Origin of the sequence: Sphingomonas sp., from assembly GCF_019749955.1 — a bacterium.
Taxonomy (GTDB): Bacteria; Pseudomonadota; Alphaproteobacteria; order Sphingomonadales; family Sphingomonadaceae; genus Sphingomonas.
In genome coordinates this window covers 30,892-48,486 of record NZ_JAIEPC010000023.1, presented here as the reverse complement: position 1 = coordinate 48,486, position 17,595 = coordinate 30,892, and the positions used below count along the sequence as shown (strand labels likewise).

Sequence of the window (17,595 nt, the reverse complement as noted above, 5' to 3'; positions counted from 1 at the left end):
GGCTGATGACGCAACCGCCGCTGCCCGATCCGAATTATGATACCGCCCCCGACCCGGCGCCCTTGTTCATCCTGTCGTTTCGCCAGCGCGATGAAATCGCCGCGCTCGCCGGGCGCAGCGGATGGCAGGCCATCGCCGCACGCCGCAGCGATGGCGCGGTCGAACGCTATAACGCCAGCGGCGCCGCCCTTGCGGTGGTCGATGCGCGCGGGGCGCTGAGCGAGGGGCTGGCGGCGACCGCGGCGCTGGGGGCTGCGGTGGCGCAGCGCGGCGGGGCACTGCTGGTGCTGGTGTCGCGCGGCGATGTCGGCGCCCTGGCATCGCTTTACGAAGCGGGCGCGACGCATTTCCTGTCGAGCCCACACAGCGAAGGCGAATTCGTCGAAGCGTTGCGCTTTGCCGCGCGTCATGTCGGGCGGCGTGGTGGCGAGCCGGTGGCGCCGCTCGGCTGGCGGATCGACGCCAGCGGCGCGGTGCGGCTGACGCCCGCGCTGGCCGATCTGCTCGATGCCCCTGCCGCGCCGACGCCGCGCTGGCTGCTTGGCCATGTCCACCCCGATGATCGCGCCACCGCGCTCGCGGCGTGGCGGCGGCTCCGCGCGAGCGGCACGCCGACGGCCTTTGCGCATGATCTGGCCGCGCTGGGGCGGGTGGTCGAACATCTCCAGCATGATCCCGCCACCGGCACCACCGAAGCGGTGGTCGAGCGGCTGGGCGCTGCACCCGAAGCCGCTGTCATCCTGCGCGATGCGCTGTCGGGGGTGCGCGATGCCGCCGGCGCGCGGCGCTGGCTCGACCGGCAATTGGGCGAGGGGCGGGGGATCCAGGCCGCGCTGATTGCGCTCAATCGCTTCGACATTGTGAACACGGCTTATGGCCGCACGGCGGGCGACGGCCTGCTCCGCGCGGCCCAGCGCCGGATCGAGGAAGTCGCCGCCGATCTGTTCGGTCGCGGCGCGGTGGTCGCGCGCATGGGCGGCTCGGAATTTCTGCTCGCGGTCGAAGACAGTCCGGCGCGGATAGAGCTTGCCGCCGGGCGTTGCGCCGAGGGGCTTGCGCGGCCCTTCGTCGCGGGCGGGGCGGTGGCGGTGCTGGGCTGCCGGATCGGCATCGCGCCCGCGCGCCTGCCCGACGAAACCGCTGCAAGCCTGCTGCGTCGCGCGGGCGAGGCACTGGCGATTGCGCGCGCGTCCGATAGCCTGACGATCCATGTCGCGCGCGAGGGTGAGGCGGGGCCGTCGCTCGATACGCTGGCGGTCGATCTGCGCAACGCCATCGATCGCGGCGAAATCGATATCGTTTTCCAGCCGCAAGTCGCGATCGGCAGTGGCGCGATTGTCGGCGTTGAAGCGCTGGCGCGTTGGGAGCATCCGGTGCTCGGGCCGCTCGGCGCCGAAACTTTGTTCGCTGCTGCCGACCGCGCCGATCTGTCGATTGGCCTGTCGGACCATATCCAGCGCACCGCGCTCGCCCGCGCGGCGGCTTGGCCCGCCGCGCTCGCCAAGCTCCGGCTGGCGATCAACCTGACGGCTGCCGATATCGCGCGGCCGGGGTTTGCGGATATCTTCCTCGACCGCGTCGACGCGAGCGGCTTTGCGCGCGGGCGGTTGACGGTCGAGATCACCGAGAGCGGGCTGATCGAGGATCTCGGGATTGCCGCTGCACTGCTGTCCGAGTTGCGCAGCGCTGGGTGCCGCGTGGCGATCGACGATTTCGGCACGGGTTATTCGAGTCTCGCTTATCTCAAAGCGCTGCCGCTCGATTACCTCAAAATCGACAAGAAGCTGGCGCAGGATATCGCCGGATCGACCCGCGACCGCATCGTCGTGCGCGGGGTGATCGATATGGCGCGCTCGCTGGGGCTGGCGGTGATCGCCGAGGGTGTGGAAACGCCCGAACAGCTCGATTTGCTCGCCAAGGAAGGCTGCCAATATTATCAGGGTTATCTCTGCGCCGAGCCGCTCGATGTGGCCGCGCTGGCCGCGCTGATCACCACGCGAAAGGAATGACGATGTCGAAACTGGCCTGGATCGGCTTGCCCGCTGCGATTGCGTTGGTCGCGCCTGCCGTCGCGCATCCGCCCGAAAAACATGCGGTCGAAGCGGCGATGACCGCGAGCGCTGCCGGGTGGAACAAGGGCGATGTGAATGCCTTCATGGCAGTCTATTCGGACGGTCCCCAGACGAGTTTCGTCACCAAAGAGGGGCTGCTGCGCGGCAAGGCCGCGATGATCACGCGGTACAAGGCGCGCTACAGCTTCGACGATCCGGCCAAGCGCGGGGTCCTGACCTTCAAGACGCTCGATTTTCGCCTGCTCGATGCGACCCATGCGCTTTACATCGGCCAGTATCTGCTGACCTATCCGAACGGCAAAACCGCGACCGGGCCGACCTCGCTCATCTTCGCGAAGGAAGCGGGCGGCTGGAAGATCATTGCCGACCACAGCAGCTAAGGGCAGCTAGGCTTTCGTGCTGTTGCGCGCGGCGAGATCGAGAATTTCGACCAGCGCGAAGGCCGCGCCCATGCCGCGCGCCAGCGCTTCGAACAGCACGAGCGCATCGGGGTCGATTGGCCGCGTTTCCTTCCAATAGGCGCAGATCGCATAGCTTGGCGGGTGGTCGCCGATCGGCACGGCGACGAGGCTGCGGATGAAGGTCGCGAGATAGACATTGAGCGGAATGTTCTCGACATGGGTGATGTCAGGCACGTTGATCGTCCGCTCTTCGGTCATCGCGCGACCGGCAAGGCATTTGTCGATCGGAAATTGCAGACCGGTCCAAAGCGGTTCGTCTGTGTCCTCGGCGAGATAGTCGGTCTCCTCGCCGATGCGCTTGACGATCGTGATACCGTCGGCGCGCGCAATCCGGCGGGCAGTGGCATGGGCGAGCGTCACTACGTCAGCCGCCGAACGCGCCTGCGCCATTTGCCGCACCGTTTCGGCGAGCAGCGTCCAGCGCGCGGTGATGTCCAAGTCGGCCATGCCGTCCTCCCCAGCGGGTGCGACATAGCATGAGGCGATATCAATGCGCCACTGGCGGGAACAGCGCGACGGGATTGGCTATTCGGTCGCCATTGCTTCGTTGCTCATTGTCTCGCTGGCATCCGAAATGCGCTTATGCTCGGTCAACGCGAGCGGGGCTTCAGGCGCGGGCTTGGCCCATGGTTGCATCTTTACGCAAAAGCCGCTGCGATTGCCGCATTCGCGCACTTCGCCGGTTTTGGTATCGGTGACGAAGACAACATAATCGTCGTCGTCCAGCGTTGCCGCTTTGTCGGACGTTGGCTTGGGCGCATCGGCAAGCTTGCGCCATTGATCGCCCGGCGTTGCGATGCCGACCCCTTCATAGCGCCCACTGTGGCGCTCTGACGAGGATCCGCCGACAGTTTCAATCTTGTGGCAGCCCGCAAACACGGGGACGACGACGAACAGCAACAAGGCGTGACGTTCCATCGACCGACTCCCTATATTCCTACTGTTCGAGTAGACTATTAACTGACCGCTTTTGCAAGCGACATTGGCCATCTGACTGCGCCCCGCTCCATGCGGTGACCAAAGTCGCACGAGTATCACTGACCTTTTGCCGCGAGCCTATTGCCGCTGGTCGTCGAGCCAGTGCTTGAACGGCCGCTCTGCCAGCGCGGCGTTCGCGCGCGCGACGGCATCGACCAGCATGCCGCCAACGGCGGTATCGAGCGCTTCGGTTGCGGCGCGGGCCGTTGCCCAATGGCATTCGAGGCGCGGCATTAGGGCAAGCGTGGCATCGCTCAAGTCAACGATCCGCTCGCGCGCATCGCGGCCTTTGGTCACGGTAACGAGCTGGCGCGCAGCCATTTGCGCGATCGTCTGGCTGACCGCCGAGTGCGAGACGCCAAGCTGATCGGCGAGGCCGCGCAGCGTGAGCGGGCCGTGGGCGAGGATGGCGCGCAGGATCGGCGTGTAGCGCGGTCGGAAATCGAGCCCGTCAGCGACATAAGCCGCTTCGAGCGCGCCATCGAGCTGATCGATCAAACGGCGAAGCGCGGCACCGAAACTGGCAGCGCCGGAGGTGTGGTTGTTCGACATCCCCGCATTTTAGCACTTCACAAGGCCGAGACAAGTTATATAAGCGCTTACAGTTACAACTGTAGTCATGAGGTGGATGATGGACTTGGCAGTGGAGCGGCGCGCATTTTTGGGGCTTTCAGCGGCGGGTATTGCAGCACTTGGTAGCGGTGCGGCGTTCGCGCAGGCGGGGTCGAACGAGCTTGCGGCAGCGGTGGCGAAGCTCGCCGACCTGCTCGAATCGGGCTATGTGATGCCTGACATCGGCAAGCGCTACGCCCAGATGCTGCGTACCAAGCTCGCAAGCGGGGGGTATGCGGCGATCACCGATCCGGCCCAATTGGGCGATCAACTGACCGCCGATCTGCAGGCGGTATCCGCCGACAATCATTTGCGCATCGCGCCTGCTGCGGCGTTGCCCGGCGGACCGCCACGCGCGCCAACCGGTGCGCCTCCATCCGCGCGCGTGCGCCGCCGGGCGTCGGTCGAGGACGCTGGCTGGCTGGCGAAGGGCGTCGCCTATATCCGCTTCATCGGGTTTACCGGAGAGCCGACTGCCCTCGCGACGGTCCGCGACTTCATGGCGGCGCATGCGAGCGCGAACGCCCTCATCATCGACTGCCGCTACAATGGCGGCGGCGGTATCGACGAAATGGGCGTGATGCTGCCCTATCTCTATCCGCGCGAAACGGTGCTCGCGCAGATGGAAATGGTCGAAGCGATTGCCAAGACGCGCGGCTCGCCGTTCGAGGGCGAGGTGGGGATCAGGGACGTTGCTGGGCCAGCAGGCATTGCCCGCAAAGAGCATTTTGTCCTGCCCCACGCGACGGAGAAGCGGCTGTTCGGCGCCAAGGCCTTTTACCTGGTTTCCAAGGGGACCGCGTCGGCGGGCGAGCATCTTGCGCTCGCGTTCAAGCATACGGGCCGCGCGAAGCTGATCGGCGAAACCACGGCGGGCGCCAATCATTTCGGCGGATTCGAGCCGCTCGGGGCCGGGCTCGCGGTGTTCCTGCCGGTGGGGCGGGCAATCGATCCGACGACAGGGAAGGATTGGGAAGGGACCGGCTTTGCGCCCGACATCGCCTGCGCGCCGACCGCTGCGGTCGAGGAAGCGTTGAAGCAGTGCGGCGTGGCGATCTGACGCGTCAGCCCACTGCCTTGGCAAGCCCCCGCGCGAGTTGCAGCGCACCGTTGAGCCGCGCTTTGGGATCGCCCCAGGCGCGGGTCAGCACGAGCTTCGAATCGGGCCGCAGCTTGGCAATGCCGCCGAGTCGCTCGACATAGGCCAGCAGCCCCGGAATGTTCGGCGGATTGTCGTCATGGAACGCGACCAGCGCCCCGCGCGGACCGACGTCGATCTTGGCGACGCACGCCTTTTTCGCATGCAGCTTGATCTCAATGAGGCGGATCAGATTCTCGGTCGCGTCGGGCAGCGGGCCGAAGCGGTCGATCAGTTCAGCGGCGAAGGATTCGATGCCCTGGGGCTCGTCAATGTCGTTGAGGCGGCGGTAGAGCCCCATGCGCAGATCGAGATCGGGGACATAATCGTCGGGGATCAAGATCGGCGCGTCGATCGTGATCTGGGGTGAGAAGTCGCGTGGACGCTTCGCCATGCCGCCGGCCTTGGCGTCCATGATCGCTTCCTCAAGCATCGACTGGTAGAGTTCATAGCCGACTTCGCGGATATGCCCCGATTGCTCGTCGCCAAGCAGATTGCCCGCACCCCGAATGTCGAGATCGTGGCTCGCGAGCTGGAACCCCGCGCCGAGTGATTCGAGATCGGAAAGGACTTTGAGCCGCTTCTCGGCGGTTTCGGTGACGATCCGGTCGGCTGGCGTCGTGAGGTAAGCGTAGGCTCGCGTCTTGGCGCGCCCGACGCGCCCGCGCAGTTGATAGAGCTGGGCGAGGCCGAAGCGATCGGCGCGGTGGATGATCATCGTGTTCGCGCTTGGGATGTCGAGGCCCGATTCGACAATCGTCGTCGACACGAGCACTTCGAATTTCTTGTCGTAGAAGGCGCTCATCCGCTCTTCGACTTGCGTCGGCGCCATCTGGCCGTGCGCGACGACGTAGCGGACTTCGGGGACGTGCTCGCGCAGAAATTCCTCGATCTCGGGCAGGTCGGCGATGCGCGGGGTGACGAAGAAGCTTTGCCCGCCGCGGTAATGCTCGCGCAGCAGCGCCTCGCGCAGCACCACCGGGTCCCACGGCATCACATAGGTGCGCACCGCGAGCCGGTCGACCGGCGGGGTCTGGATCACCGACAGTTCGCGCAGGCCGCTCATCGCCATCTGGAGCGTGCGCGGGATTGGCGTCGCGGTGAGGGTGAGGACATGGACATCGCTCTTGAGCGCCTTCAGCCGCTCCTTGTGCGTGACCCCGAACCGCTGTTCCTCATCCACCACGACAAGGCCTAGCCGCTTGAAGCCGACGCTCTTGGCGAGGATGGCATGAGTGCCGATGACGATGTCGATCGTGCCGGCCTCGAGCCCCTCGCGCGTCGTCTTGGCCTCGGCGGCGGTGACGAGGCGCGACAGGCGCCCGATCCTGAGCGGGAAGCCTTCGAAACGCGCGACGAAGTTGTTGTAATGCTGGCGCGCGAGCAACGTCGTCGGGCAGACCACTGCGACTTGCAGCCCCGCCATCGCCGCCACGAAGGCGGCGCGCAGCGCGATCTCGGTCTTGCCGAAGCCGACATCGCCGACGATCAGCCGGTCCATCGGCTTGCCCGCCGCCAGATCGTCGAGCACTTCGCCGATCGCGCGGTCCTGATCGTCGGTTTCCTGGTACGGAAAGCGATCGACAAAGCTCGGATAGCCACTCGCATCGGGTTCGGCGATTTCGCCGGGGCGCAGCGCGCGTTCGGCTGCGATCGCAATCAGTTCACCCGCAATCTCGCGGATGCGATCCTTCATCTTCGACTTGCGCCGCTGCCATGCCTCGCCGCCCAGCCGGTCGAGCGTCCCCGCCTCGTCGCTGCCATAGCGGCTGAGCACGTCGATGTTCTCAACGGGCACGTAGAGCTTGTCGCCGCCGGCATATTCGAGCGCGACGCAATCATGCGGACTCTGGCCGACCGGGATTTGCGTCAGCCCGATATAGCGGCCGATGCCGTGATCGACATGGACGACGAGATCGCCAGGAGTGAGCGTCGCCAGTTCGGCGAGGAAGGCGTCGGCCGACTTGCGGCGCTTGGTCCGGCGCACCAGCCGGTCGCCGAGCATGTCCTGCTCGGTCAGCACCGCGACATCGGGCGCGGTAAAGCCGTGGTCGAGCGGCAGGACGATCAGCGCGACATTGCCGCTGGCAGCAAGCCCCAGCGCGTCCTGCCAGCTATCCGCCTTCATCAGCCGCTTCAGGCCATGATCGGCGAGCAACCCCGACAGCCGGTCGCGCGCGCCGATCGAATAGCTGGCGAGCACGAGTTTGCGCTTTTTCATCACCTTGGCGGCGTGATCGGTCACGGCTTCGTAGATATTGGCGCCCGATGCGCGCTCGGGCGCGAAGTCGCGCGGGCCGTCGACGTCGAATTCGAGCACGCGCTCGCTTGCGGGTTCGTGGAACGGGGTGACGAGGTGGGCCTTCGCGCTCTCAAGCCGCGCCTGCCATTCGGTGGGGGCGAGATAGAGCTGGTCGGCGGGGAGCGGGCGATAGCTGCCGGGATCGTTCGACTGAGCGCGAACGCGGTTGGCGTGATAATCGCTGATCGCCTCGAACCGGCTTTCGACCGCGCTCGCGACCCCCGAATCGCACACGATCACGGTGTCGTCGCCAAGATGGTCGAACAGGGTTGCGAGCTTTTCCTCGAACAGCGGCAGCCAATGCTCCATCCCCGCCAGCCGCCGCCCCTCGCTGATCGCCTGATAAAGCGGATCGCCGGTCGCGGTCGCGCCGAAGCGGTCGCGGTAGCGGGTGCGGAAGCGCTTGACGCTGTCCTCGTCGAGCAACGCTTCGGACGCGGGCAACAGCGTGAAGCCATCGAGCCGCCCGGTCGTGCGCTGGTCGGCGGGGTCGAAAGTGCGGACCGATTCGATCTCGTCGCCGAAAAAATCGAGCCGCAGACTTGCCTCGGCTCCGCTGGGGAACAGATCGACCAGCCCGCCGCGCACCGCATATTCGCCCGAATCGGTCACCGTCTCTACGCGCATATAGCCATTGGCCTGGAGTAGCCCTGCAACTCGGTCGCGCCCGATCCGCTCGCCCGGCGCGAGTGTCGCGACGAGCTGGCGGATGCGGAATGGGGTGAGCGTGCGTTGCGCGGCGGCGTTGGCGGTCGTCAGGATCAACTGCGGGCGGGTGCGCTTGGCTTGCAGCTTGTGGAGCGCCGCCACCCGCTCGGCCATCACTCGCAGCGTGGGCGAGGCGCGGTCATAGGGCAGGCAATCCCACGCCGGATAGGCGATCGTCTCGATCTCGGGCGCGAAAAAGGGCGCCGCCGCCTCGATCGCGCGCATCGCCGCTTCGTCGGGGGCGATGAACACGGTGCGCCCAGCCGCGCGCGCGAGATCGGCGAGCAGCCAGGGCAGGAAGCCGTTCGGCACCCCCGCAAGGGTGAGCGGTGCGGGGGCGGTGAGGAGAGTGGCGAGGTTGGGCATTGGCGACTTAGTCGGCCACCGGCACGTAATTTAGCACCTTCAGCGCCGCGAGGATCGATCCCTCATAGCGCGCGGGCGCCACCTGCGTCGCCATCGCCCAGGCCATGATGTCGACGTCCTGCTCCTCGATCAGTTCCTCGAACAGCGCCATCTCGGCCTCCGACCAGCCGGCGCCATGCGCGTCGAAGAAGCCGCCGATCAGCAGATCGGCTTCCTTGGTGCCGCGGTGGTGCGCGCGGAAGTGCAGGCGTTTCAGGCGAGTCTCGCGGTCCATCAAACACTCCAACGGCGATTGGCCGGGTCACCGCTTGGAAGCAGGTGCCGGCTCGGGTTACAGAGGCGACATAGTCATGCGCCCGCAAATCCTCAATCCACTGTTCGCCGAGATCACCGCGCTGAAGGGCGTGGGGCCAGCACTCGCCAAACCGCTCGACCGGCTGGGGATCGCGCGCGTGATCGACGTGGCCTTTCATCTGCCGACCGGGTGGATCGACCGCGTCGCGCGCGACGAGCTCGACATGGCGGATGCCGGGCAGACGGTCGTGATCACGCTGACGGCGGTCGATTACAAGCAAGGCGGGCGCGGGCCGATGCGGGTGCATGCCACCGATGCCAAGGGCAATTACGTCAGCCTCGTCTATTTCGGCGGCAATGGCGGCTGGGTGAAGAAGCTGCTGCCCTTGGGCGAAGCGCGGCGCGTGTCGGGGCGGCTCGAAATGTACGGGCAGGAATTGCGGATCATCCACCCCGATCACGTCGTCCCGCTCGACGAGGCCGATGGGATTGGCGGGCGCGAGGCGATCTATCCGCTGTCCGATGGCATGACGTCAAAGCGGTTGGGCCTGCTCGCGGGCCAGGCGATCGAGCGCGCGCCCGATCTGCCCGAATGGGTCGAGCCGGGGCTGCTCGCGCAGCGCGGCTGGCCGGGATGGCGCGAAGCCCTCGTCCGCGTTCACGCCGATCCGCAGGACGGGCCTGCGCGGGCGAGGCTCGCCTATGACGAAGCGTTCGCCAACCAACTCGCGTTGACTTTGGTGCGCGCCTCCACCCGCGCACGCAAGGGTAGGGCGCTGGTCGGCGACGGACGGCTGCGCGCGATGCTTCAGCTACCCTACCAGCCGACCGGCGCGCAGACCCGGTCAGTGGCGGAGATCGAGGGCGATCTGCGCCAGACCCAGCCGATGCTGCGGCTGCTGCAAGGCGATGTCGGATCGGGCAAGACGCTGGTCGCGGCGATGGCGCTGCTGATCGCGGTGGAAGCGGGGACGCAAGGCGCGTTCCTTGCTCCCACCGAAATCCTCGCGCGCCAGCATTTCGACAGTCTCCAGCGGTTGCTCGCGGGGCTACCGGTCAACATCGCGGTGCTCACCGGGCGCGACAAGGGGCGCGTGCGCGAGGCGACCTTGATGGGCCTCGCCGATGGGTCGATCGATATCCTGATCGGCACCCACGCGATCTTCCAGGAGGCGGTCGGCTATAAAGACCTCGGCCTGATCGTGGTCGACGAGCAGCACCGCTTCGGCGTCGCCGAGCGGATGATGCTCACCGCCAAGGGCCAGCACCCGCATTTGCTCGCAATGACCGCAACGCCGATTCCGCGCACCCTGACGCTGGCCGTTTACGGCGAGATGGACGTCAGCAAGCTCGACGAAATGCCGCCGGGCCGCACGCCGATCGAGACGCGCGTGATCTCGGAGGACCGGCTCGCCGATGTCGTCGAGGGGCTGGGGCGGCATTTGGCGGCGGGGGGGCAGGCCTATTGGGTGTGCCCGCTGGTCGAGGAGTCCGAGAAGAGCGATCTCGCTGCTGCCGAGGCCCGCGCCGAAACACTGCGCGCGCGCTTCGGCGACAAGGTCGCGCTGGTGCATGGGCGGATGAAGGGGCCGGAAAAGGACGCGGTGATGGCCGCCTTCTCGGCGGGGCGCACCGGGGTGCTGGTCGCGACGACGGTGATCGAGGTCGGTGTCGATGTGCCGAATGCGACCCTCATCGTAATCGAAGCCGCCGATCGCTTTGGCCTCGCCCAGCTGCACCAGTTGCGCGGGCGGGTGGGGCGCGGGAGCGGGGCATCGAACTGTCTGCTGATCCGTGGGAGCCACCTCAGCGAAACAGCGCGCGCGCGGCTCGCGTTGATGCGCGAGACCAACGACGGCTTCCGCATCGCCGAGGAGGATTTGCGGTTGCGCGGCGCGGGTGAATTGCTCGGCACGCGCCAATCGGGCGAAGCGCAATTCCGGCTCGCCAGCCCGGAGATGCTGAGCGAGTTGCTGCCGATCGCGCACGACGACACAAGGCTGCTGATCGACCGCGACGGCGGGCTGGCGGGCGGGCGGGGCCAAGCGGCGCGGCTGGCGCTCTACCTGTTCGAACGCGACGCGGGGGTGGCGCTGCTCCGGTCGGGGTAGCCGACGCTCCCCCTAAATCGCTGGATCAGAGTTTGATGTCTCCCCATTCAACCGTTTGTTTCGAGCGAAGTCGAGAAACCGGCCACAAGCGACACCCCAGCGCGTCTCGACTATGCTCGACACGAACGGATTGAGGGTTCTCCGATTAGACCACAACCTCAGCGCGGCTTGAGCATGGCCGCGAGCAGATCATAATAATCCGCCAGCTCGATCATCCGGTCGAGCTCGCAGCCGATCCGTCCACCGAGCGACCAGCGGATCTGCGCAACCACAACCCCGATGACGGGCAAGGTGATGTGCAGCCGGTCGCCTTCGCGGAACTCGCCTTCGCACCGCGCCATCAGCCCCAGCGCCGAGATGTTGACGATCACCAGCGCCAGCGGGCGCGCATCGGGGCCGATGGCGCGGGCGCGATAATGCACTTCGTCGCGGCCGACGATCCGATCATCCCGATATGCGGCGGCCATGCTGCCTGCCATATTCGCCATCCTTGTTTGCTGCCCGTCTGGAAGCTCGCAGTTGCAGGTAAATGGCGCCGGTAGAAAAAGGCCTAACGCGGGATTGATTACAACTTATTGTGTAGAGGTCAGCAGGCCGTGGTTCTTCTTGCCGGCCGACAGCCGGACGGGTTCGGCACCGATCGCGATCACCAGCGCTTCGTCGGCCACCTTCTCGCCGTCGACCCGGGCGCCGCCGCCCTTGATCAGCCGCCGCGCTTCGCCCTTGGATGCCGCAAAGCCCAGCGCAACGAGGGCGTCGACCAACGCGATGCTGCCGCCCGCAACGGCAAAGGTCGGCAGCGCGCCGCCCGCGTCGCCTTCCTCGAACAGCCGCCGTGCGGTGTCGGCGGCTTCGCTGGCGGCTGCCTCGCCCCGGCACATCACCGTCGCGGCATTGGCGAGCGCGATCTTGGCGGCGTTGATCTCGGCGCCTTCGAGCGCCTCGAGCCGCGCGATCTCATCCAGCGGCACATCGGTGAACAAGCGCAGCCAGCGCCCGACATCGCGATCGTCAGTGTTGCGCCAGAATTGCCAGTAATCATAATGTGATAGCTGGTCTTCGTGCAGCCAAACCGCGCCCGACACCGATTTGCCCATCTTGCTGCCATCGGCCTTGGTCACCAGCGGTGCGGTGACGCCGAACACTTCGGTACCGTCGATCCGCCGCGCCAGTTCGATCCCGTTGACGATATTGCCCCATTGATCCGATCCACCCAGTTGCAGGCGGCAGCCGACGCGCCTCGAAAGCTCAAGAAAATCATAGGCCTGGAGGATCATGTAGTTGAATTCCAGGAAGGTCAGCGGCTGCTCGCGATCCAGCCGCAGCTTGACCGAATCAAACGCCAGCATCCGGTTGATCGTGAAATGGCGGCCGATGTCGCGCAGGAACGGGATATATTCAAGCGAGTCCAGCCAATCGGCATTGTTGACCATGATCGCGTCGGTCGGGCCGTCGCCAAAGGTCAAAAATCGTTCGAAAATCCGCTTGATCGAGGCGATATTGGCGTTGATGCCGTCATCGTCGAGCAGCTTGCGGACTTCATCCTTGCCCGATGGATCGCCGACCTTGGTCGTCCCGCCGCCCATCACGACGATCGGCTTGTGCCCCGCCTGTTGCAGGCGGCGCAGCAGCATGATCACCATCAGATTGCCGACGTGCAGCGACGGCGCGGTCGCATCGAAACCGATATAGCCCGGTACGATCTGCTTCGCCGCCAGCGCGTCGAGTCCTGCTGCGTCGGTCAGCTGGTGGATATAGCCGCGGCTGTCGAGCAGGCGGAGCAGATCGGAAGCATAGGTCATGCCGACCGCTTAGAGGAAAGTGCCGCGCTCGTGCAATCTCAGCGCGCAGGCAACTGCGTCAGCGGATCGACCGGGGTGCGGCCCTTGCGCAGTTCGAAATGGAGTTCGGGCCGGTCGGCCGTACCGCTTGCGCCTGAAAGCGCGATCGTCTGGCCCCGTTTGATCACTTGCCCGCGCTGGACGAGCAACTGGCTGTTGTGGCCGTACACACTGACCCAGCCGTCGCTGTGCTTGACCATCACCAGACTGCCGAGGCCCGGCACGCCATCGCCGACATAGAGGACCACGCCATCGGCTGTGGCGAGCACCGGTGTTCCAGCGCGCGCGGCAATCTTGATCCCGTCCATCCGCTCGCCGGTGCCGCCGGGGCCGAAGCGTCGCACGACATTGCCCGTGATCGGCCAGCCAAACCCGCCGGTGCGGCGCGGTGGCGCGGCGATGGCGGCTTCGGGCGGCAGGATGCGCGTCGGCGAGCTGGTCGGCGGGGCGGGGCGTGTGTTCGCGGCGAGCGCGGGCTCGCTGCCGGTGACGATATCGTCAATGTCGAGGTGGAAAGCGGCGGCACGTTCGGCGGCGCTCGGCGGGGTGCTGCTGCTGCGGGGGATGATAATCCGCCGCCCGGCACGGAGCACATAGGGTTCGAACAGATCATTGGCGGCGACGATCTGCGCCCAGGGCACGCCATAGGCGCGGGCAATGGCGATGCCGGTCTCGCCGGGTCGGACGAGGTGATAGCGCCCCGCCGGGATGTGCAACCGCTGGCCGACATAGACGGTATAGGGCGGGATCAAGCCATTGGCGTTGCCGATCGCTTCGGTCCCGGCGCCGGTGCGGTTGGCGATGGCGCGCAGCGTGTCGCCCGCCACCACGACATAGTCGCTCGCGGTGACATCGACCGCATCGGGGGTGACGGGGCGCGCTTCCCACGCCGGGCGCGGCGGCGGGCCGGGCAAGCGCGTGTCGGCCTCAACCTGCGGCGGCGGCAGCGTCGGGCGACGTTCGGGCGGGTAATCACCTGCGCGCTCGATCGGCGGCGGCACACAGCCAGCGACCAGCGCCAGCGCCGCCAGAGCCAGCATTTTCCCCCACCGCCGCATCTTCAAGCCACCTTCGTTAACGATACGCCGCCGCCAGCATATCGAGCGATTCGCGATGTGTCAGGTCGAGATGGAGCGGCGTCACCGAAATGTAACCATCGGCGACCGCTTCGACATCGGTCGACTGCGCGGGCGTCTCGATCGACGGCCCCAGACCGAACCAGTGATATTCATATCCGCGCGGATCGCGATTGGTGACGATCTGCAACCGGCCATAGTCGCGCAGGCCCTGACCGACGACACGCACGCCAAGCACGTCGGCGGCGGGCAGCGCGGGGAAATTGATGTTGACCAGCGTGCGTGGCGCGAGCGGCGCATCGAGCAGCGGGCGCAGCACGCGCTCACCCCAAGTGCTGGCCGCTTCGAACGGGACGACATCGCCCATGCCTTCGCGAGCATAGGCTTGGCTCAGCGCAATCGATCGGACCCCGGCAAGCGCCCCTTCCATCGCCGCCGAAACCGTGCCGGAGTAGGTGACATCCTCAGCGAGATTGGCGCCGCGATTGACGCCCGACAGGATCAGGTCGGGCGGCGTGTCCTTCATGATCTTGGCGAGCGCCATCATCACCGCATCGGTCGGCGTGCCCGCGACGGCGTAGCGCTTGTCGCCATGGTTGCGCACGCGGATCGGGCGGGAGAGGGTGAGCGAATGGCCTGCGCCTGACTGTTCATCGGCGGGGGCGACGATCCACACATCGTCAGAAATGGTCGCAGCAATTGCCTCCAACACCTTGAGACCAGGCGCATGATAACCGTCGTCATTGGTGAGCAGGATGCGCATCAGGCTTTGGGCTCCAGCCGGGTGACGCCGCCCATGTACGGCAGCAGGGCGTCGGGTACGGTAACGCTGCCGTCCGCATTCTGATAATTCTCGATCACCGCCACCAAGGTGCGCCCGACCGCAAGGCCCGAGCCGTTGAGCGTGTGGACGAACTCGGTCTTCTTCTGCTCGCCCCCACTGTCTTTGGCGACGCGGTACCGCGTGTTCATCCGCCGCGCCTGAAACTCGCCGGTGTTCGAGCAGGAGCTGATCTCGCGATACGCGTTCTGACCCGGCAGCCAGACTTCGAGGTCATAGGTCTTGCGCGCGCCGAAGCCCATGTCGCCGGTGCACAGCAACAGCTTGCGATAAGGCAGATTGAGCCGTTCGAGGATCGTCTCCGCGGCGCGTGTCATCCGCTCATGCTCGGCCTCGCTGTCTTCGGGGCGCACGATGCTGACCAGTTCGCACTTTTCGAACTGGTGCTGGCGAATGAACCCGCGCGTGTCGCGCCCCGCCGCCCCCGCTTCGGAGCGAAAGCACAGGGTGAGCGCAGTGAGGCGCATCGGGAGCACGCTTTCGTCGAGCAACTCGCCCATAACACTGGCGGTGAGGGAGACTTCGCTGGTGGGGATGAGCCAGCGATCGTCAGTAGTGCGAAAACTATCCTCGGCAAACTTCGGCAACTTATCAGTGCCATACATCGCCTCGTCCTTCACCAGAACGGGCGGGTTGCATTCCTCATAGCCGTGCTCGCGCGTCTGTATGTCGAGCATGAACTGGCCGAGCGCGCGGTGGAGGCGGGCCATGTCGCCGCGCAGAAATGTGAAGCGCGCGCCCGATAGCCGCGTGCCGGTTTCGAAATCCATCCCCAGCGCAGGCGCCAGGTCGGCATGTTCCTTCGGCGCAAAGTCGAACGCGCGCGGCGTGCCCCAGGTGGCGACCTCGACATTGCCTTCTTCGCCGGTGCCAAATGGCACATCATCGGCGGGCAAATTGGGGATGATCTCGAGCGCGGCCTTGAGCTGGGCCGCGACATCCTTTTCCTCCGCCTCCAGCGCAGGCAGGCGTTCCTTCAGGGCGGCGACCTCGGCCTTCAGCGCCTCGGCACTGTCCTTGTCACCCTTGGCCATGGCCGCGCCGATGAGCTTCGATGCATCGTTACGCCGCGCCTGAACGGCCTGCATTTCGGTCGCAAGCGCGCGGCGGCGTTCGTCGAGCGCGGCGAGGGCGGCCGCTTGTGACGCCAAGCCGCGCCGCGCGAGTTGCGCGTCGAAAGCGGCCTTGTTTTCGCGGATCAGTCTGATGTCGTGCATGGCCCCCGCGCTATGGCGAGGGCCTTGCCGGGACGCAAGCTTATGCGGCGGCGACCTCGACGTTGCGCTTGGCGAGCCGCTTGCGCGCGACCAGCGCCGCGGCGGCGGCGCCGAAGAGCAGCACCATCGGCGGGGCCGGGACCGGAGTCGGCGTGCCGCTCGATCCCGAGCTGCCGCTGCTGCCCGACGACGCGCTCGATGCCGACGAAGCCGAAGATGCCGAACCCGACGACCCCGAGCTGCCGCTGGCCGAGGTCGAGCCCGACGCGCTGGTGCTGAAGCCGACGCTCGACGAACCCATTGACGACGAGCCGCTGCTGCTCGCGCTCGATGCGCTGCTGGCGCTCGATGCGCTCGACGACGAGGTCGAGCTCGAAACATCGCCCGACGAAGCCGACGAGACATTGCCCGATGAGGACGATCCACCCGTCGAGGTGGACGAGCCACCGGTTGAAGTCGACGAACCGCCGGTCGAGGTCGACGAACCACCCGTCGATGAACCGCCCGTCGAGGTCGACGAACCGCCCGTCGATGAACCGCCGGTCGATGACGTGCTCGACACTTCGCCGCTCGACGACGTGCTGGAGACGCCGCCCGACGAGGTCGACGACGACGATCCGCCGGTCGACGAACCGCCAGTCGAAGAGCCGCCGGTTGACGACGTGCTCGAAACGTTACCCGACGACGTCGATGACCCGCCGCTGCCGCCCGATGAGGTCGACGACGAAGAGCCGCCCGAACCGCCCGTGCTCGACGTCGACGAAATGTTGATGACGATGCCGCTCGACGCGCCACTCGACGTCCCGCTGGATGTACCCGAACTTGTGCCGCTCGACGCGCCCGAGCTGGTGCTCGACGAGGTCGCGCCGCTGCTGGTGCTGCTCGACGTGCCACCACCGTTCGATGAGATCACGACGCCGCTGCTGCCACCACCGCCGCCAAAGAAGCCGCCTGCGAAAAAGCCACCAAAGCCGCCGCCAAAGCCGCCACTGCCGCCGATGATCACCGGCGCGACGCCGCCGCCACCGCCCGAAACCGGGAAGTCGCCGCTCGATGCGGCATAGGGCGGGGGCAGCGGGATCGGCTGGCTCGCGATCTGAACGGTCGCGGGCGGGCAGGTCGCCGTCGTCCGCGTCACCACCCGGCGAACGCGCGTGCCTTGCCGCGCAACCGTGGTCCGCACGATCTTCTTGCTATGCTTGACATAGGCCGGGCGCGGCTTGGCCGATTCGGTCACATGGACCGCACCACCGCCGACAACGGCGCCACCGCACGCGCAAGCACATAGTTTCGCCAGGGCCATCCGCACAGACATTGCGTCACTCTCTCAAAATTTGCCGGTCAGCCACATGATGGATCACATGGTCGACGGACTTGTCGCTCTTGTCCCAAAGTGCAGAACAAAGCGTTAAGTTCAACAACGTTAACCATGATTTGGCGTCCGATGGCGCTGATCAGCGCACGGTCGGGCAGCATTAATCGGTTAACGTATCTTATTGGTACGGAATTGGCGGGGGCGGGCGCCCGGACGCATCGGAATTGTTAATCAATGATGCGTTCTGCCTGCGATCTGCCGCG

Annotated in this window: 15 protein-coding genes; 5 read left to right on the top strand and 10 right to left on the bottom strand. The window is 66.4% G+C overall.

Going from position 1 to position 17,595, the window contains the following annotated elements; translation table 11 throughout:
* Positions 1 to 5: 5 nt before the first annotated feature.
* Positions 6 to 2,009 carry a bifunctional diguanylate cyclase/phosphodiesterase gene (locus K2W81_RS07165; RefSeq protein WP_294102684.1) on the top strand — a complete coding sequence of 668 codons (2,004 nt, stop codon included), beginning with the start codon at positions 6 to 8 and terminating at the stop codon, positions 2,007 to 2,009.
* A 2-nt stretch (positions 2,010 to 2,011) separates the two neighbouring features.
* On the top strand, positions 2,012 to 2,452 hold the full coding sequence (locus K2W81_RS07160) for a DUF4440 domain-containing protein (protein ID WP_294102682.1): 441 nt from the start codon (positions 2,012 to 2,014) through the stop codon (positions 2,450 to 2,452).
* Positions 2,453 to 2,458: 6 nt separating this feature from the next.
* Here the strand turns inward: K2W81_RS07160 and K2W81_RS07155 are convergent, their stop codons facing one another.
* The 3 genes from K2W81_RS07155 to K2W81_RS07145 form a co-directional block, all read right to left on the bottom strand.
* Positions 2,459 to 2,980, bottom strand: coding sequence for a GAF domain-containing protein (locus K2W81_RS07155; RefSeq protein WP_294102680.1), 522 nt, complete (start codon positions 2,978 to 2,980; stop codon positions 2,459 to 2,461).
* A gap of 78 nt (positions 2,981 to 3,058) precedes the next feature.
* A complete protein-coding gene (locus tag K2W81_RS07150; protein ID WP_294102679.1) occupies positions 3,059 to 3,451 on the bottom strand; it encodes a hypothetical protein in 393 nt (130 codons plus the stop codon).
* A 138-nt stretch (positions 3,452 to 3,589) separates the two neighbouring features.
* Positions 3,590 to 4,063: a helix-turn-helix domain-containing protein gene (locus K2W81_RS07145; RefSeq protein WP_294102677.1), complete on the bottom strand. Its 474-nt coding sequence runs from the start codon at positions 4,061 to 4,063 to the stop codon at positions 3,590 to 3,592.
* 79 nt (positions 4,064 to 4,142) lie between these two features.
* On the opposite strand from K2W81_RS07145, the gene K2W81_RS07140 reads away from it, so the two are divergent.
* The gene (locus K2W81_RS07140) at positions 4,143 to 5,183 is read left to right on the top strand and encodes a S41 family peptidase (RefSeq protein ID WP_294102675.1); all 1,041 of its coding nucleotides are present in this window, start codon (positions 4,143 to 4,145) and stop codon (positions 5,181 to 5,183) included.
* Positions 5,184 to 5,187: 4 nt separating this feature from the next.
* Here K2W81_RS07140 and mfd read toward each other — a convergent pair whose 3' ends face one another.
* Both mfd and K2W81_RS07130 read right to left on the bottom strand, forming a co-directional pair.
* Positions 5,188 to 8,637, bottom strand: coding sequence for a transcription-repair coupling factor (gene mfd, locus K2W81_RS07135; protein ID WP_294102673.1), 3,450 nt, complete (start codon positions 8,635 to 8,637; stop codon positions 5,188 to 5,190).
* A gap of 7 nt (positions 8,638 to 8,644) precedes the next feature.
* A complete protein-coding gene (locus K2W81_RS07130) occupies positions 8,645 to 8,911 on the bottom strand; it encodes a succinate dehydrogenase assembly factor 2 (RefSeq protein ID WP_294102672.1) in 267 nt (88 codons plus the stop codon).
* A 76-nt stretch (positions 8,912 to 8,987) separates the two neighbouring features.
* Between K2W81_RS07130 and recG the strand changes: the two genes are divergently transcribed.
* Complete coding sequence (gene recG / locus K2W81_RS07125) at positions 8,988 to 11,042, top strand: ATP-dependent DNA helicase RecG (protein ID WP_294102671.1); 2,055 nt, start codon at positions 8,988 to 8,990, stop codon at positions 11,040 to 11,042.
* 158 nt (positions 11,043 to 11,200) lie between these two features.
* Here recG and K2W81_RS07120 read toward each other — a convergent pair whose 3' ends face one another.
* From K2W81_RS07120 to serS, 5 genes are all read right to left on the bottom strand, one after another.
* Positions 11,201 to 11,521: a PilZ domain-containing protein gene (locus K2W81_RS07120; RefSeq protein ID WP_294102669.1), complete on the bottom strand. Its 321-nt coding sequence runs from the start codon at positions 11,519 to 11,521 to the stop codon at positions 11,201 to 11,203.
* A gap of 93 nt (positions 11,522 to 11,614) precedes the next feature.
* A complete protein-coding gene (gene tyrS / locus K2W81_RS07115; protein WP_294102667.1) occupies positions 11,615 to 12,844 on the bottom strand; it encodes a tyrosine--tRNA ligase in 1,230 nt (409 codons plus the stop codon).
* A 38-nt stretch (positions 12,845 to 12,882) separates the two neighbouring features.
* The gene (locus K2W81_RS07110; RefSeq protein ID WP_294102665.1) at positions 12,883 to 13,923 is read right to left on the bottom strand and encodes a peptidoglycan DD-metalloendopeptidase family protein; all 1,041 of its coding nucleotides are present in this window, start codon (positions 13,921 to 13,923) and stop codon (positions 12,883 to 12,885) included.
* Positions 13,924 to 13,957: 34 nt separating this feature from the next.
* Positions 13,958 to 14,722, bottom strand: a complete 765-nt coding sequence (surE, locus tag K2W81_RS07105; protein ID WP_294102663.1) for a 5'/3'-nucleotidase SurE — start codon at positions 14,720 to 14,722, stop codon at positions 13,958 to 13,960.
* Positions 14,722 to 16,017: a serine--tRNA ligase gene (gene serS / locus K2W81_RS07100; protein ID WP_294102660.1), complete on the bottom strand. Its 1,296-nt coding sequence runs from the start codon at positions 16,015 to 16,017 to the stop codon at positions 14,722 to 14,724. The genes surE and serS overlap by 1 nt, the downstream gene beginning before the upstream one ends.
* Before the next feature lie 68 nt (positions 16,018 to 16,085).
* Here serS and K2W81_RS07095 point away from each other — a divergent pair, with 68 nt between their 5' ends.
* Positions 16,086 to 17,081 carry a hypothetical protein gene (locus K2W81_RS07095; RefSeq protein ID WP_294102658.1) on the top strand — a complete coding sequence of 332 codons (996 nt, stop codon included), beginning with the start codon at positions 16,086 to 16,088 and terminating at the stop codon, positions 17,079 to 17,081.
* Positions 17,082 to 17,595 lie beyond the last annotated feature (514 nt).